At 52.2% G+C, this 17007-nt stretch carries 16 protein-coding genes; 11 read left to right on the top strand and 5 right to left on the bottom strand.

Annotated elements, in window-relative coordinates; all coding sequences use genetic code 11:
- Positions 1-73 precede the first annotated feature (73 nt).
- Positions 74-1513, top strand: a complete 1440-nt coding sequence (gene mdtQ, locus SK34_RS03435) for a multidrug resistance outer membrane protein MdtQ (protein WP_048232374.1) — start codon at positions 74-76, stop codon at positions 1511-1513.
- A 37-nt stretch (positions 1514-1550) separates the two neighbouring features.
- On the opposite strand, the gene SK34_RS03430 is transcribed toward mdtQ, so the two are convergent.
- The gene (locus tag SK34_RS03430; protein ID WP_003844394.1) at positions 1551-2120 is read right to left on the bottom strand and encodes a DedA family protein; all 570 of its coding nucleotides are present in this window, start codon (positions 2118-2120) and stop codon (positions 1551-1553) included.
- Between the two features lie 242 nt (positions 2121-2362).
- On the opposite strand from SK34_RS03430, the gene SK34_RS03425 reads away from it, so the two are divergent.
- Both SK34_RS03425 and pbpG read left to right on the top strand, forming a co-directional pair.
- Positions 2363-2950 (top strand): Yip1 family protein, encoded by a 588-nt coding sequence (locus SK34_RS03425; protein ID WP_003840142.1) that lies wholly within the window; start codon positions 2363-2365, stop codon positions 2948-2950.
- A 180-nt stretch (positions 2951-3130) separates the two neighbouring features.
- A complete protein-coding gene (gene pbpG, locus SK34_RS03420; RefSeq protein ID WP_003027363.1) occupies positions 3131-4078 on the top strand; it encodes a D-alanyl-D-alanine endopeptidase in 948 nt (315 codons plus the stop codon).
- A 64-nt stretch (positions 4079-4142) separates the two neighbouring features.
- On the opposite strand, the gene dld is transcribed toward pbpG, so the two are convergent.
- Entirely contained in the window at positions 4143-5852 is a 1710-nt protein-coding gene (gene dld, locus SK34_RS03415) for a D-lactate dehydrogenase (RefSeq protein ID WP_048232372.1), read from the bottom strand.
- A 232-nt stretch (positions 5853-6084) separates the two neighbouring features.
- On the opposite strand from dld, the gene bglX reads away from it, so the two are divergent.
- The 5 genes from bglX (at position 6085) to SK34_RS03390 (ending at position 12332) form a co-directional block, all read left to right on the top strand.
- Positions 6085-8382 (top strand): beta-glucosidase BglX, encoded by a 2298-nt coding sequence (bglX, locus tag SK34_RS03410; RefSeq protein ID WP_003844389.1) that lies wholly within the window; start codon positions 6085-6087, stop codon positions 8380-8382.
- A 195-nt stretch (positions 8383-8577) separates the two neighbouring features.
- Complete coding sequence (gene osmF, locus SK34_RS03405) at positions 8578-9495, top strand: glycine betaine ABC transporter substrate-binding protein OsmF (RefSeq protein ID WP_003840148.1); 918 nt, start codon at positions 8578-8580, stop codon at positions 9493-9495.
- Positions 9496-9510: 15 nt separating this feature from the next.
- Positions 9511-10677, top strand: coding sequence for an ABC transporter permease (locus tag SK34_RS03400; RefSeq protein WP_048232370.1), 1167 nt, complete (start codon positions 9511-9513; stop codon positions 10675-10677).
- On the top strand, positions 10670-11617 hold the full coding sequence (locus SK34_RS03395) for an ABC transporter ATP-binding protein (protein WP_003840151.1): 948 nt from the start codon (positions 10670-10672) through the stop codon (positions 11615-11617). Before SK34_RS03400 ends, SK34_RS03395 begins: the two co-directional genes overlap by 8 nt.
- Entirely contained in the window at positions 11601-12332 is a 732-nt protein-coding gene (locus tag SK34_RS03390) for an ABC transporter permease (protein WP_048232368.1), read from the top strand. The genes SK34_RS03395 and SK34_RS03390 overlap by 17 nt, the downstream gene beginning before the upstream one ends.
- Here the strand turns inward: SK34_RS03390 and SK34_RS23370 are convergent.
- Together SK34_RS23370 and mlrA are read right to left on the bottom strand one after the other, a co-directional pair.
- Complete coding sequence (locus tag SK34_RS23370; protein ID WP_003027354.1) at positions 12313-12420, bottom strand: protein YohO; 108 nt, start codon at positions 12418-12420, stop codon at positions 12313-12315. The genes SK34_RS03390 and SK34_RS23370 overlap by 20 nt on opposite strands.
- 51 nt (positions 12421-12471) lie before the next feature.
- Positions 12472-13203, bottom strand: a complete 732-nt coding sequence (gene mlrA / locus SK34_RS03385; protein WP_003844381.1) for an HTH-type transcriptional regulator MlrA — start codon at positions 13201-13203, stop codon at positions 12472-12474.
- A gap of 225 nt (positions 13204-13428) precedes the next feature.
- Here mlrA and SK34_RS03380 point away from each other — a divergent pair, with 225 nt between their 5' ends.
- Genes SK34_RS03380 through SK34_RS03370 form a run of 3 tightly spaced genes read left to right on the top strand, consistent with a single transcriptional unit; the run spans position 13429 to position 16347 of the window.
- The gene (locus SK34_RS03380; RefSeq protein ID WP_003027348.1) at positions 13429-15114 is read left to right on the top strand and encodes a sensor histidine kinase; all 1686 of its coding nucleotides are present in this window, start codon (positions 13429-13431) and stop codon (positions 15112-15114) included.
- The gene (gene btsR / locus SK34_RS03375) at positions 15111-15830 is read left to right on the top strand and encodes a two-component system response regulator BtsR (protein WP_003840155.1); all 720 of its coding nucleotides are present in this window, start codon (positions 15111-15113) and stop codon (positions 15828-15830) included. The genes SK34_RS03380 and btsR overlap by 4 nt, the downstream gene beginning before the upstream one ends.
- A 46-nt stretch (positions 15831-15876) precedes the next feature.
- On the top strand, positions 15877-16347 hold the full coding sequence (locus SK34_RS03370) for a YehS family protein (protein ID WP_003027346.1): 471 nt from the start codon (positions 15877-15879) through the stop codon (positions 16345-16347).
- A 42-nt stretch (positions 16348-16389) separates the two neighbouring features.
- On the opposite strand, the gene SK34_RS03365 is transcribed toward SK34_RS03370, so the two are convergent.
- Positions 16390-16848, bottom strand: a complete 459-nt coding sequence (locus SK34_RS03365; RefSeq protein ID WP_048232366.1) for a YehR family lipoprotein — start codon at positions 16846-16848, stop codon at positions 16390-16392.
- Positions 16849-17007: the final 159 nt, after the last annotated feature.

The following is a 17007-nucleotide window of genomic DNA, read 5'->3' as shown; positions in this document are numbered from 1 at the left end:
TGCCACGCGTAACTAAAAAAGCAAAAGCGACAAGTCGTAATCTCTGCACATCTTTTCTTACCTGTATATCTCCATGAATCATAATTCTGTGTTTATCACCACGGCATTGTTGCCGCTTTTTGTTCTGATGGCAGGCTGTGCGCCTATGCATGATGACCGCCAGTCTCTGTCACAGCAGACCCCTGCTGCGAATGTCGATACCACATTGCCTGCCGCGTTAAAAAATGGCTGGCCGGACAGCCAGTGGTGGAGGGCATATCACGACCCACAACTTAATGCGTTGATTGACAGCACGTTGCGAAATTCTCCTGATATGCAGGTAGCGGAACAGCGCATTCAACTGGCGGAGGCGCAGGCTAAGGCCGTGGAAGCACAGGATGGCCCGGAGATCGACTTCTCCGCAGACGTTGAGCGTCAGAGAATGTCAGCTGAGGGGCTGATGGGACCGTTTGCCATTACCGATCCGGCCGCCGGAACAACAGGACCGTGGTACACCAACGGAACCTTTGGTTTAACTGCTGGCTGGAATCTAGATCTGTGGGGTAAAAATCGGGCTGAAGTGACGGCGCGCATTGGGGCCGTTAAGGCACGTGAGGCTGAGCGCGAGCAAACCCGGCAGTTGCTGGCGAGCGGTGTCTCCCGCCTTTACTGGGAATGGCAGACGCAGGCGGCGCTGAAAACCGTACTGACGCAAATCGAAAGCGAGCAGCAAAATGTGATAACCGTCGATCGTCAGCTGTATCAAAACGGTCTAACTTCTTCAGTGGAAGGCGTTGAAACTGATATTGATTCCAGCAAAACAGAGCAGCAGTTGAATGATGTCAGCGGTAAAATGAAGGTGATTGAAGCACGGCTGAGCGCGCTGACCAATGCCCAGTCCACTGCCCTGAAGCTCCATTCGACCCCACTGCCCGCGGTCGAAAGCCAGCTCCCGTCACAATTGGGTTACTCGCTACTGGCCCGCCGCCCGGATTTACAGGCGGCGCACTGGTACATTGAATCATCGCTGAGCAGCATTGATGCGGCGAAAGCGGCTTTTTATCCCGATGTGAATCTGATGGCATTTTTACAACAGGATGCGTTACATCTGAGTGACCTGTTCCGCCATTCCGCGCAGCAAATGGGCGTAACCGCCGGGCTGACTCTGCCTATCTTTGACAGCGGCAGGCTGAACGCAAATCTCGATATTACGAAAGCGCAAAGCAACCTGACGGTGGCGAATTACAACAAAGCGGTGGTGGATGCGGTGAATGACGTGGCACGTGCCGCATCGCAGGTAGAAACATTAGCGCAGAAAAATCAGCATCAGCAGCAGATTGAACATGACGCTCAGCGCGTAGTGGGGCTGGCTCAGGCACGCTTTAATGCGGGTATTATTGCGGGCTCCAGGGTCAGCGAGGCAAAGATCCCGGCATTACGTGAGCAGTGCAACGGTCTGCTTTTGCAAGGGCAATGGTTGGATGCCTCAATTCAGTTGACCAGTGCGCTGGGCGGCGGTTATCACGCGTCCTGATTAATCGGCCCGACGGTGTTCTGCTGTCGGGCCATCTTCATTGCGCTTTACGCGTGCTTCGCCGTTTCATCCACCAGCGGACGCCCGCGACAATCCCGATAACCAGCACTAGCCAGATGCCATGCTTGATATGCTGGTCAAGGCTGTGCAGCCACGGCGCTATCACTTCACCACCGATGTAGCCCAGAGTCGTAAATAACGATGCCCAGACAAGCGCACCAAGAATATTTAGCGGTAAAAAGATCTTCGGCGGCAGGTGACTGGCGCCAATCAGTAAGGGACCAATAACGCGAAAGCCGTACATAAAGCGCGTACCGACCACAAACAGGTAAGGACGTCGCTGGATCATCTTCTGTGCGTAATCAATTTTCGCCTGGTGGCGCGAGAAACGCTGCAAAATTTTGCCGCCAAAACGACGTCCGAGTAAATAAAGCAACTGATCGCCAATCATCCCGCCCAGCGCGACCGAGAGTACCACCAGGGGAAATTTCAGGACGCCCTGATGCGCCGCAACGCCGCCTAACAGGGTAATGGTTTCGCCTTCCGCCAGACTGCCGATGATTAACGCAGCATAGCCGTATTGCGCAACATAATGATTTATATCCATACGATTGTATGACCTCCACTGCTAATAGCATACACCCTATGATTATTTGATGCCGGAAAAGCCGCGTAGTAGCGCTTAAGGTCGCTCAGCTCTCCAATGCCTGATGGCGCTTCGCTTATCATGCCTACGCCTGAACAAACTTTTTACCCGGCGCTTCGGTATTTTTTCTGTGTACATAAAATAATCAAAAGCTGAATTATACTTGAAGTGTTGAGGTCCGGAGCTGACAACAAGGGGGCGGTATGAACCATGTCTGGGGGCTGTTTTCCCATCCCGATCGTGAAATGCACGTGATCAACAGCGAAAACGAAAGCGTTTCGCATCACTATACCCACCATGTACTGCTGATGGCGGCAATCCCGGTGGTTTGCGCATTTATCGGCACCACGCAAATCGGCTGGAATTTTGGCGATGGCAATATTCTGAAGCTATCTCTGTTGACCGGATTTGCGATGGCAATTCTGTTTTACGGGGTGATGCTGGCGGGCGTCGCAGTTATGGGGCGGGTTATCTGGTGGATGGCGCGTAATTACCCGCAGCGCCCGTCGCTGGCGCATTGTATGGTTTTTGCAGGATATGTCGCGACGCCGCTGTTTTTAAGCGGACTGGTCGCACTTTATCCGCTGGTCTGGCTGTGCGCATTGGTGGGGACCATCGCGTTGTTTTACACCGGCTATTTACTTTATCTCGGTATACCTACGTTCCTGAATATCACACGCGAGGAAGGGTTAAGTTTTTCCAGTTCGACGCTGGCGATCGGTGTGCTGGTACTGGAAGTTCTGCTGGCTATTACGGTAATTCTGTGGGGTTACGGCTACCGATTATTCTGACGGATAAACCTGTCTGCGCTGCGTTGTTGACGTAAAAGTCAGCAACGCAGCATTTCGAGACGATTCTCCTGTGGCGGCAAACCTGCCGGATCGCTATGATGCCTGAGCTAGCTTGAGATAATACTTAGTCTCTGGCGGTGTGCGTTGTGACGTGCGTGAACCATTATCAGAAATCTCATCATGCTGAAATTCCGAGTTTCATTATTAAGCCTTGCCCTGGTGCTGGCCGTTCCTTTTGCACCCCAAGCCGTGGCGAAAACGGCAACTACCGCAGCGGCTTCTCAACCTGAGATAGCGTCCGGTAGCGCGATGATTGTTGATCTGAATACCAACAAAGTTATCTATTCGAACCACCCGGACCTTGTGCGTCCGATTGCGTCGATTACCAAGTTAATGACCGCGATGGTGGTGCTTGATGCACGACTGCCGTTGGATGAGAAACTGAAAGTTGATATCAGTCAGACACCGGAAATGAAAGGCATCTACTCTCGTGTGCGACTGAACAGTGAAATTAGCCGTAAAGACATGCTGCTGCTGGCGCTGATGTCGTCAGAAAACCGTGCGGCAGCCAGTCTGGCGCACCATTACCCTGGCGGTTATAACGCGTTTATTAAAGCCATGAATGCCAAAGCGAAAGCGCTCGGCATGACTCAGACACGCTTTGTGGAACCAACCGGCTTATCGATTCATAACGTCTCGACAGCTCGTGATTTAACCAAGCTGCTGATCGCCAGCAAGCAGTATCCGCTGATTGGCCAGTTAAGCACTACGCGTGAAGATATGGCGACCTTTGCCAACCCGGCTTATACGCTGCCATTCCGTAACACCAACCATCTGGTATACCGCGATAACTGGAATATTCAGTTAACCAAAACCGGATTTACCAATGCGGCGGGCCACTGTCTGGTGATGCGCACCGTGATCAATAACAAACCGGTGGCGCTGGTGGTGATGGATGCGTTCGGTAAATATACCCACTTTGCCGATGCCAGCCGTTTACGCACCTGGATTGAAACCGGCAAGGTGATGCCGGTTCCGGCAGCAGCGCTGAGCTACAAAAAGCAAAAAGCGGCGCAGATGGCGGCGGCAGGTTCAGCTACGGGTGAGCAAACCGCGCAGAACGATTAAACCGTAGGTTGGCCAAGCGAAGCGCCCCCGGCAACGTGCCCGATGGCGCTTACGCTTATCGGGCCTACGATTCTTTCCAGAACTTTTGCTTACTCGTTTTACCAATACCCGGATTCATACTGTTGGTGGGGTCATTCTCGCGGTAAAAACGGGTTAATGTTTCCGGTGCTTTATACAGATGTCCGACGTTATGCTCTGCCGGATACTGTGCTCCGCGTTCGTGCAGAAGCTCCAGCATCTGCTCTTTCAGCGCATGTGCATCCACGCCTTTTTTCACGATGTAATCCTGATGGAATACATAGCACATAAAGTGACCGTAATAGAGCTTATGCACCAGTTGACTGTCGATTTCTGGCGGCAGATGCTCATACCATTCGGTGTCGTTACGACGCAGCGCGATATCCAGCGCCAGAATATCTTCTACTTCATCGGCATGTACGGCCTGATAACGAATCGCCGCGCCAGCAGCCGCAAAGCGATGCAAAAACGCCTTACTGCCTTCTTCTGGGGTACAGGCAAAGAAGTCGCCTTCAGCGGTTTTGAAATATTCGCTGAGCCAGTTTTGCGCTTCAGCCACGCCGCCGCCAGCCATTTTTAACAGCAGGTGATGCTCGTACTTATCGCGCCAGCTTTTCATGCGTGCCGGTAAGTGGCTGGGGAACAAATGACCAAATTTCTGCATTGCCCGGTCGGTGAAATGCGGACGGAAAATTTTCACTTTTTCCAGCATCGCATCGGTGCGACCTTTCAGGGTGAAAAAGAACGGCATTTTGTCGGTGCCGAGCTTGTCGATCATCAGAAACGTATCTTTGCCATATTGCTCGGCGATGTCGTAAATATCGCGGTGCATATATTCACCGGCGACCGGCAGGTGCTCAAATTTTGCCAGAATATGACGGCGGATTTCCGTCAGCACTTCAGGCTGATTGGTACCGATGTAAAAGACCTGCTGATTTTTTTCGGCTTCGAAGGTGTCCAGACGCACGGCGAAAACCGCGAGCTTACCTGCACAACCGGATGATTCAAACAAGCGATCCGGATCGGCGTTATAGCGGGCGGGCGTGTCCGCCTCAATATCTCTGACGCGGGTGACATAGTCGTGATCGTGCGCGTGTCGCCCGTCGTGGCGGACATCGTCATCTTTAATCTGCTCGTCATCAAGTTTGCTCAGGATCTGTTCCGGGGTCTGGCCCAGCTCGATACCCAGATGGTTGACCAGCTGCAATTTACCTTGTTCGTCAATACGCGCAAACAGCGACATCTCGGTATATGCCGGGCCGCGCTGTACCAGCGATCCGCCGGAGTTGTTGCAAATGCCGCCAATTACTGAAGCGCCAATACAGGATGACCCGATCACAGAATGTGGCTCACGGCCAAACGGTTTGAGCGCCTTTTCCAGCGAATACAACGTTGTACCGGGATAAGCCAGCACTTGTTCGCCTTTACCGATGACGTGCAGTTTATCCAGGCGCAGGGTGCTGATAATGACAATTTCGCGGTCGTAATCATTTCCGCTCGGCGTAGAGCCTTCGGTCAGGCCGGTATTGGCGGCCTGCATCAGGATAATTTTATCTGCGGCGACGCAAGCATTGAGAACGCGCCACAGCTCTAAAAGCGAGCCGGGGAACACAACGGCGAGCGCTTCGCCCTGGCCGGAGCGGAATCCCTTGCGATAGCGGGCCGTTTTAGCAGGTTCAGTGAGCAGGTGAGAATGACCAACCAGACGGGTCAGTTCATTCAGGAAAGCTTTATTATCTGTTGTAATGGAAGACATTCTCCACTCCTTGTGGTGGGACTCAATATCAGGAACAAGCATAGCGCTTTGTATGACAATACGCTTTCTCATTCATATTGTCTCTGGTTCGTCTTCTAATGATTTGCGCTGGTTTTGAAAATTAGGAGAATAACCTTAGCTTTCTTTATCGCTCCCGTTTAGTCTTACGGCAAACTGCGGTTTTTGTTATATTTTCGCTGCCTCGTCGGGAAAAAAAAAAGAGAGAATCAACATGAAATGGCTATGTTCTGTAGGTGTCGCGGTGAGTCTGGCGTTGCAACCAGCGCAGGCGGACACGCTGTTTGGTAACCATCCTCTGACGCCAGAAGCGCGGGATGCATTCGTTACCGATTTACTTAAACAGATGACCGTGGATGAGAAAATTGGGCAACTACGCTTGATAAGCGTCGGGCCTGATAACCCGAAAGAAGCCATCCGCGAGATGATCAAAGACGGGCAGGTTGGGGCAATTTTTAACACCGTCACGCGCCAGGATATCCGCAAAATGCAGGATCAGGTGATGGAACTCAGCCGCCTGAAAATTCCTCTCTTTTTTGCCTACGACGTATTGCACGGCCAACGTACCGTGTTCCCGATAAGTCTCGGCCTGGCGTCCTCTTTTAATCTCGATGCGGTCAGAACCGTTGGCCGTATTTCCGCGTATGAAGCCGCCGATGATGGTCTGAATATGACCTGGGCGCCAATGGTCGATGTCTCTCGCGATCCGCGTTGGGGCCGTGCTTCAGAAGGTTTTGGTGAAGACACGTATTTAACGGCTACGATGGGTAAAACCATGGTAGAAGCGATGCAGGGTAAAAGCCCGGCGGATCGCTATTCGGTGATGACCAGCGTCAAGCACTTCGCCGCTTATGGCGCGGTTGAAGGTGGCAAGGAATATAACACCGTCGATATGAGCCCACAGCGTCTGTTCAACGACTATATGCCGCCGTATAAAGCCGGGCTGGACGCTGGTAGCGGTGCGGTAATGGTAGGACTTAATTCGCTAAACGGTACGCCTGCAACCTCAGATGCATGGCTGCTCAAAGACGTGCTGCGTGATGAATGGGGCTTTAAGGGTATTACTGTTTCCGATCACGGCGCGATTAAGGAACTGATTAAGCACGGTACTGCCTCCGATCCTGAAGATGCGGTGCGTGTGGCGATCAAGTCCGGCATCAATATGAGTATGAGCGATGAGTATTACAGCAAATATCTTCCGGGCTTGATTAAATCCGGCAAAGTGACGATGGCGGAGCTGGATGACGCCGCGCGCCACGTGCTGAACGTGAAATATGATATGGGGCTGTTTAACGACCCGTACAGTCATCTGGGGGCCAAAGAATCTGACCCACAGGACACCAACGCGGAAAGCCGTTTGCACCGTAAAGAGGCGCGTGAAGTAGCGCGAGAAAGCCTGGTGCTGCTGAAAAACCGTCTGGAAACGTTGCCGCTGAAAAAATCCGCCACCGTGGCAGTCGTCGGTCCGTTGGCCGACAGCAAGCGTGATGTGATGGGCAGTTGGTCCGCTGCCGGTGTTGCCGATCAGTCGGTAACGGTACTGACGGGGATTAAAAATGCCGTCGGCGATCAGGGCAAAGTGCTGTACGCCAAAGGGGCGAATATCACCAACGACAAAGGCATTGTCGATTTCCTCAATCTGTATGAAGAGGCGGTGAAGGTTGACCCGCGCTCGCCGCAGGCGATGATCGATGAAGCCGTGAACGCAGCGAAGCAGTCTGACGTGGTGGTTGCGGTAGTCGGCGAAGCGCAAGGTATGGCGCATGAAGCTTCCAGCCGCACCGATATCACTATTCCACAGAGTCAGCGTGACCTGATTGCCGCGCTGAAAGCCACCGGTAAACCTCTGGTTCTGGTACTGATGAACGGACGTCCGCTGGCGTTGGTTAAAGAAGATCAACAGGCCGATGCGATCCTCGAAACCTGGTTTGCCGGGACGGAAGGCGGTAACGCCATCGCCGATGTGCTGTTTGGTGATTACAACCCGTCAGGCAAGCTGCCGATGTCTTTCCCGCGCTCTGTCGGACAGATTCCGGTCTATTACAGCCATCTCAATACCGGTCGTCCGTATAACGCAGATAAGCCGAACAAGTACACGTCGCGCTACTTTGATGAAGCGAATGGTCCGTTGTATCCCTTTGGTTATGGCCTGAGCTACACCACGTTCACGGTTTCTGATGTGAAGCTCTCTTCTCCAACGATGAAGCGTGACGGGACCGTGACGGCCAGCGTGCAGGTGACCAACACCGGCAAGCGCGAAGGTGCGACGGTGATTCAGATGTATTTGCAGGACGTGACCGCTTCCATGAGTCGTCCGGTAAAACAGCTGAAAGGTTTTGAGAAAGTGAATCTTAAGCCGGGTGAAACCCAGACCGTCAGCTTCCCGATTGACATTGAGGCGCTGAAGTTCTGGAATCAGCGTATGCAATACGATGCAGAACCGGGCAAGTTTAACGTTTTCATCGGCGTGGATTCCGCCAGAGTGAAGCAGGGCGAATTTGAGCTGCTGTGATTGATTAGCGAGTAAAGGCCGGGTTTCCGGCCTTTATCTTTAGACGTACGCGCCGCGTCAGCTTCTTATTTCTCATCACGTTATTGCTAACGAATCCCTCACTTACTCCCCAATTGCCAGGTTAAGCCCTGATTTTTCGACTATGCTTTTTCCTCAAGTCTCTGAAAAGGGCCGCAAAAGGATGAGGAGTACAGCATGATAATCTCAAAAGTATCGGTGGGTTCGCTGGCGCTGTTAGCTGCGATAAGCCTACCCTTACAGGCCGCGTCACCCGTCACGGTCGGTTCAAAAATAGATACCGAAGGGGCGCTGCTCGGCAACATTATTTTGCAGGTGCTCGAAAGCCATGGCGTGAAAACCGTCAATAAAATACAGCTTGGTACCACCCCAGTGGTGCGTGGGGCAATCACCTCCGGTGAGCTGGATATTTATCCGGAATATACCGGTAATGGCGCATTCTTTTTTAAAGATGAAAATGATCCCGCGTGGAAAAATGCGCAGGCTGGATTCGACAAAGTGAAAAAGCTGGATGCGGAGCAAAATAAGCTGGTATGGCTAACCCCTGCACCCGCCAACAACACCTGGACTATTGCAGTACGCCAGGATGTCGCGCAAAAGAACAAACTTGAGTCCCTTGCTGATTTAGGCCGTTACCTGAAGGACGGAGGAACGTTCAAACTTGCCGCCTCTGCGGAATTCATCGAACGGGCTGACGCGCTGCCAGCGTTTGAAAAAGCCTATGATTTCAAACTGAATCAAAATCAGCTGTTGTCGCTGGCTGGGGGGGATACCGCGGTAACGATTAAAGCGGCGGCGCAGCAGACTTCTGGAGTCAATGCGGCGATGGCTTATGGCACCGATGGCCCGGTTGCGGCGCTCGGTCTGCAAACTTTAAGCGACCCAAAAGGTGTCCAGCCCATTTATGCGCCAGCACCCGTCGTACGTGAATCTGTGCTGAAAGACTATCCGCAAATGGGAGAGTGGCTACAGCCGGTTTTTGCCAGCCTGGATGAAAAAACGTTGCAACAACTGAATGCCAGCATTGCCGTGGAGGGACTGGATGCGAAAAAAGTCGCAGCAGATTACCTGAAGCAAAAAGGATGGGTGAAGTAACGGCGTTTGCAGCGGGTGGGTGTTTTGTCGAATATTTCAGTTAATCGGGTGCTGTTGCTGCTGGTGCTTCTTACTTTCGCGGCGGCAGCGCTGCCTTTCATTAGCTATGCACCTAATCGCCTGGTGTCCGGCGAAGGTCGTCAACTCTGGGATATCAGCTCCGACACGGCATGGGGATTGGCGGTGGCCTGTTTGCTGGTATGTCTTCTGAGCGTTGTACCGGGAAAGCCCGGCAATATATTGGCGCTTATCGTTTGCCAACTGTTGGTGATCGCCGCGCTGGTAACCGCAGGTACAACGGCAACGTATCTGGCGAAGACAGGGAGTCCGCTGGCCAGAACCAGTCTGGGCAGTGGATTCTGGTTGGGCGTGGGGCTGATGCTGCTGGCCGCCAGTGACGCTATTCGTCGCATCACCGCTCAGGCACTGTGGCGTTGGGCGCTGCATGTTCAAATATTCATTGTGCCGCTGGTGCTTTTGTTCTCCGGCACGTTTAACGATCTATCCCTGCTTAAAGAATATGCCAACCGCCAGGATGTCTTCAACGACGCCCTGGCGCAGCATCTGACAATTCTGTTCGCTACCGTGGTGCCCGCGCTGCTCATTGGTGTGCCACTGGGCATCTGGTGTGCTTTCTCTGTCGCCCGTCAGGGGCCGGTATTTGCACTACTGAACATCATCCAGACCATTCCCTCCGTCGCGCTGTTTGGCCTGTTAATTGCGCCACTTGCCGGGTTGGTGAAGCACTTTCCTTTATTGGGCAAGTTCGGCGTCGCGGGAACTGGTATGACGCCTGCGCTTATTGCGTTGGTGCTGTATGCGTTGTTACCGCTGGTACGTGGCGTTGTGGCTGGGTTGAATCAGGTACCGCGGGATGTACTGGAAAGCGCACGAGCGATGGGAATGAACACTTTCCAGCGATTTGTCTCGGTGCAGTTCCCCCTGGCGCTGCCGGTCTTCTTACGCAGTTTACGGGTAGTGATGGTCCAGACGGTGGGGATGGCCGTGATAGCCGCTCTGATTGGCGCAGGGGGATTTGGCGCGCTGGTCTTTCAGGGATTGCTCAGTAGCGCCGTCGATTTAGTGCTGTTGGGCGTGATCCCGGTCGTTGTGCTGGCAGTGTTGATTGATGCGCTGTTTGATTTAGGTCTCGCGCTGCTAAAGGTATCGAATAATGATTGAATTTCGCCACGTCAGTAAAACCTATGGTCAGCAAAAAGCCGTTGATGACCTTAACCTGCATTTAGGGGAGGGCAGCTTTTCGGTGTTAATCGGCACGTCGGGTTCGGGGAAGTCCACCACGCTAAAGATGATCAATCGGCTGGTTGAACACGACAGCGGGCAGATCCGCTTTGCCGGAGAAGAAATTCGTAGCCTGCCGGTGCTGGAGCTACGACGGCGCATGGGGTACGCGATTCAGTCTATTGGCTTGTTTCCCCACTGGACCGTCGCGCAGAACATCGCCACCGTACCGCAACTGCAAAAGTGGTCGCGCTCACGTATTGATGACCGAACAGATGAACTGATGGCGCTGCTGGGTCTTGAGGAAAGTTTGCGCCACCGTTATCCGCATCAGCTTTCCGGCGGACAGCAGCAGCGGGTCGGGGTTGCGCGTGCGTTGGCGGCGGATCCGCAGGTGCTATTGATGGATGAGCCTTTTGGCGCGCTGGACCCGGTCACCCGCGGTGCGCTGCAGCAGGAGATGACGCGTATTCACCGTCTGCTCGGGCGTACCATTGTGCTGGTGACGCATGATATCGACGAGGCGCTAAGACTGGCGGAGCATCTGGTGCTGATGGATGCAGGAAAGGTCGTGCAGCAAGGCACGCCGCTGTCGATGCTCACCGCGCCAGCGAATGATTTCGTACAAACCTTTTTTGGCCGCAGTGAACTGGGCGTACGGCTGTTGTCGCTGCGTACGGTAGGCGATTTTATTCGTCGCGGAGAACACTCAGACGGCGAGCCGCTGGTGGATGAGATGACGCTTCGTGATGCGTTATCGGTGTTCGTGGCGCGCGGTTGCGACGTTTTACCTGTCGTGACGCTGCAGGGGGTACCCTGCGGAACGCTCCATTTTCGCGATTTGCTTTCGGAGATGCCGACCCGTGAAACGTCTTGCTGATCCACTGCTGTGGCTTGTTACGTTGTTTCTGATCCTGTTGGTTGGATTGCCTCACAGTCAGACCCTGTTTAGTTCGCTGTTTCCTGAGCTGCCACGTCCCGTGTATCAGCAGGAAAGTTTTACGGCGTTGGCGCTGGCCCATTTTTCTCTGGTGGGGATTTCAAGCCTGATCGCCATCATTATTGGCGTTGGGGCGGGAATTGCGGTAACCCGACCCTGGGGCGCGGAATTCAGGCCGATAGTGGAAACGATTGCCGCCGTGGGGCAGACCTTTCCGCCAGTTGCGGTGTTGGCGATCGCTGTACCGGTGATGGGATTTGGTCCTGAACCGGCAATTATTGCGCTGATCCTGTATGGGGTATTACCGATCTTGCAGGCAACCCTGGCGGGACTTGGCGGAATTTCTTCCAGCGTGATGGATATCGCCAGTGGAATGGGCATGAGTCAGGGGCAGCGGCTGCGTAAAGTAGAGTTACCGCTGGCGGCCCCGGTTATTCTGGCCGGGATTCGCACGTCGGTGATTATTAATATAGGCACTGCAACCATCGCCTCAACCGTTGGAGCGAACACACTGGGTACGCCGATTATTATCGGGCTGAGTGGGTTCAATACCGCCTATGTGATTCAGGGAGCGCTGTTGGTCGCGCTGGCAGCGGTAATTGTTGACCGCGGTTTTGAGAAATTAGCGAGACATCTTACCCGGCACGTAAAATAAAGGTATAACCTGCCAGCATGACACCGCCGATACCGCCGATGGCCATCAGCAGGAAGAGGGTAATGACACCGATTTTAGCTGCGCTCATTATGCACTCCTTATGTGAATCCAAGGATTGTACACGTTTGTTAATAGAATATTAAATACCGAGTGGATAAATATCGTGACCCAACGCGCGCCATTCATTCAGCTGTTGTTGCTGAGCGGGCGTTTGGTTCTCGCCGCACCAGACAAGCAAGGTGCGACCTTCAAACAGCTCCGGTCGCAGTTGGTTCAGCGAATGAGCAAGGACGTCAATGCGCCACCCCTGCTGGCTGGCGACCCAACCTTCCAGCCATAAGCGGGTCGTATCCTGAATGTTCCAGCCAACCACCAGAGCATCTTTGCCCTGTTTCTTGCGTGCTGAGGCAAGACAAATCGCGATGTAGTTGATCAGTACGCCGTCGAGGATCCCCAGTAACGCCTGGAGGATCGGTTGCTGACATTGCAGACGTCGGCGTAACGGAATGAATAAATGGGTGTTGAGCGTTTGTGCGGGATAATCCTGACCACGCTCTTTGATCCACAGTCTGAGGCTATGCAGATTATTACTTTGCAAATAGTTCAACAGCGTCTCTTGTTGTTCACGCCAACCGTTATGCACATCAATGCTCTCATTGCTGAGCAACATTTTAACCTTGCTGACCTGGACACCGTTGTTGATCCAGCGTTTTATCTCACGGATCCTGTCGATATCCGCGTCGTTAAACAGGCGATGTCCGCCGTCTGTCCGTTGCGGTTTCAGTAATCCGTAACGCCTCTGCCACGCGCGTAAAGTGACAGGGTTGATATCACAAAGCAAAGCCACTTCACCTATTGTGTAAAGCGCCATCGTCGTCTCACTTATGCTTGCGAGGTCCCAGTTTTACTTTAGACGCTCTTTTGCGAACCAGGTAGTTTTGCCTGTTTTTTGATCAATAAATGGGTGAGTTTGTAGTCATGATCGCGCTTTCGAGTGATCGTTCTCACAAATTCCTTTTTTTTTGCAACACTTCAAAGAAAGTTACGCGCAGCCCATGTATGTTACGCGCTTTTAAGAGATGTGTGGTTGGCGGGTATGTACGAGTTTAATCTGGTGTTGCTGCTGCTTCAGCAGATGTGCGTGTTTCTCGTTATCGCGTGGCTCATGAGCAAAACGCGTTTGTTTATTCCGCTGATGCAGGTGACTATCCGGCTGCCGCACAAACTGCTTTGCTACGTTACCTTTTCCATTTTCTGCATTTTGGGCACCTATTTCGGGCTGCACATTGATGACTCCATTGCGAATACTCGCGCTATTGGTGCGGTAATGGGCGGGCTGCTTGGCGGCCCTGTGGTTGGCGGCTTAGTCGGTCTGACCGGTGGTTTACATCGTTATTCAATGGGCGGAATGACGGCGCTTAGCTGCATGATCTCGACCATTGTGGAAGGGTTGCTCGGCGGACTGGTGCACAGCGTGCTCACCCGTCGTGGTCGTACCGATAAAGTATTCAGCCCGCTGACGGCGGGCGCCATTACCTTTGTTGCTGAACTGGTGCAGATGTTGATCATCTTATTGATCGCCAGGCCGTTTGATGATGCCTATCGACTGGTCAGCAATATTGCCGCGCCTATGATGGTGACCAATACCGTCGGCGCCGCCTTATTTATGCGTATTTTGCTCGATAAACGGGCGATGTTTGAAAAATATACCTCCGCTTTTTCCGCCACCGCGCTCAAAGTTGCCGCTTCAACGGAAGGGATTTTGCGCCAGGGGTTCAACGAGGTTAACAGCATGAAGGTTGCTCAGGTGCTGTATGAAGAGCTGGATATCGGTGCGGTGGCGATTACCGATCGTGAGAAACTGCTGGCATTTACCGGTATTGGTGACGACCATCATCTGCCGGGCAAACCTATCTCTTCCTCGTACACTCAGCGGGCGATTGAAACCGGAGAGGTGGTTTATGCCGACGGTAATGAAGTCCCTTATCGCTGCTCTTTGCATCCGCAATGTAAATTAGGTTCGACGCTGGTGATCCCTCTGCGGGGTGAAAACCAGCGGGTGATGGGGACCATCAAACTGTATGAAGCCAAAAACCGTCTCTTTAGCTCAATCAACCGCACGCTGGGGGAAGGGATCGCCCAACTGCTTTCGGCTCAGATTTTGGCCGGACAGTATGAGCGGCAAAAAGCGATGCTCACGCAGTCGGAAATAAAACTCCTGCACGCCCAGGTCAATCCCCATTTTCTGTTTAATGCGCTCAACACCATCAAAGCGGTGATCCGACGTGATAGCGAGCAGGCCAGCCAACTGGTGCAGTATCTGTCGACGTTCTTTCGTAAAAATTTAAAACGCCCGTCGGAAATTGTGACGCTGGCCGATGAAATTGAACACGTTAATGCTTATCTGCAAATTGAAAAGGCACGGTTCCAATCGCGTCTTCAGGTGACCTTGACGGTGCCAGAAGAACTTTCGCATCAGCAATTACCCGCTTTTACTCTGCAACCCATCGTGGAGAATGCTATCAAACACGGTACTTCTCAGTTATTAGATACCGGTGAAGTATCGATTACCGCCCGTCGAGAAGGGCAATATCTGATGCTGGATATCGAAGACAATGCCGGGCTGTATCAGCCAACATCAGAAGCCAGTGGACTGGGTATGAATCTGGTCGATAAACGACTGCGCGAGCGGTTTGGCGATGATTTTGGCATTAGCGTAGCGTGTGAACCTGACCGCTTTACCCGAATCACTTTACGACTTCCCCTGGAGGAACTGGCATGATCAAAGTGCTAATTGTCGATGACGAACCGTTAGCCCGGGAGAATCTGCGGATCCTGTTGCAGGAGCAAAGCGACATCGAGATTGTCGGCGAATGTTCGAATGCGGTGGAAGCCATTGGCGCGGTACATAAATTGCGTCCGGATGTTCTGTTCCTTGATATTCAGATGCCGCGAATCAGCGGCCTGGAAATGGTTGGCATGCTTGATCCCGAGCATCGTCCGTACATTGTTTTTCTGACCGCCTTTGATGAGTATGCGGTGAAAGCCTTTGAAGAACATGCGTTTGATTATCTGCTCAAGCCGATCGAAGAAGCTCGGCTGGAAAAAACGCTGATCCGTTTGCGTCAGGAGCGCACGAAGCAGGATGTATCACTGCTGCCAGAAAATCAGCAGGCGCTGAAGTTTATTCCGTGCAGCGGTCACAGCCGAATTTATTTGTTGCAAATGGATGACGTGGCGTTTATCAGCAGCCGTATGAGTGGCGTATATGTGACCAGCAGTGATGGTAAAGAAGGCTTCACTGAGTTGACGCTCAGGACGCTGGAGAGCCGTACTCCTCTGCTGCGTTGTCATAGACAATATCTGGTAAATATGGCGCAATTGCAGGAGATCCGTCTGGAAGACAACGGCCAGGCGGAACTGATTTTGCGTAACGGGCTGACCGTTCCGGTGAGTCGTCGTTATCTTAAAAGTCTAAAAGAGGCGATTGGACTGTAAAACTGATACACTGCGCGCCATTGCATCACCGACAGTTGAAGGCTCTATGCTAAGTAACGATATTCTTCGTAGCCTGCGCTACACCCTGAAAGCGAACAATAACGACATGGTGCGTATTCTTGCGCTTGCTGACATGGAATCCATCTCCGCAAATTTCGATACCTGGACGACAAAAGAAGATGAAGACGGGTTTGTTCGCTGCCCGGATATCATTCTCTCCGGTTTTTTAAACGGTCTGATTTATCATCTGCGTGGTAAAGATGATTCTGCACCGGAACTGGCGCTTGAGCGTCGTGTTAACAATAATACGGTGCTGAAAAAACTGCGTATCGCTTTTTCACTGAAAACCGATGATATTCTGGCAATTATGACCGAGCAGAAATTCCGTGTGTCGATGCCGGAAATTACCGCCATGATGCGCGCGCCGGACCATAAGAATTATCGCGAATGCGGCGATCAGTTCCTGCGTTATTTCCTGCGTGGTTTAACGTCGCGAGAGCATAAAAAGAAAGCGTAAAGCAGCGCTGGCGACCACGATCAAAATCGGGTCGCCGAAGCTTTACTTCACTTCTTTAAAACCCGCCGATTCCATTACCCTTTGCATTTGCTTCATGCTGATGTTTTTATCGGCGTTTTCAGATAGTTTCATCCCTGAAATGGCCTGCAACGCTTTTATATCGACTTTTTCCATATCGATAGTGACATTTTCTTGCGCGTAGGTATCTGAATAGGTGAGTTTTTCTTCTATACCAGTAATGTTTTGATATTTGGCGCTTAATGCGTCGAATACTTTTGCTGCTTCTTCTTTATTGCTGGCACCGACTGACGCATAGCTGATTTTACTTTCAGAGATTTGCTTCAGGACCTTATCACCTTTATAGGTGTAAGAGACAGTGATATCCGAACCGTTGAGGTTGGCATTAAATGTTTTTGTCTCTACTTTATCACCGCATCCTGCCAGGGAAAAAACCACAACCGATACCACGGCGAGAGAGAAAAATTTTTGTAACGCTTTCATGTAAAACTCCATTTCATGAATATCGGATGTTAAACAATAACCTCCACGAATCTGGTAAGCCCGGACTACCTTGATCCCAGAGCAGTATAGAATAAATCTAATATTAACAACTGAGCAGTCCGAAAATGGAGCAAGGGTTAAGATTAGAGGAAGCACTCA

The organism is Citrobacter sp. MGH104 (assembly GCF_001034485.1).
Taxonomy (GTDB): Bacteria; Pseudomonadota; Gammaproteobacteria; order Enterobacterales; family Enterobacteriaceae; genus Citrobacter; species Citrobacter freundii.
The sequence above is the reverse complement of the archived record's forward strand: the minus strand, read 5'-3'. Positions and strand labels throughout refer to the sequence as shown.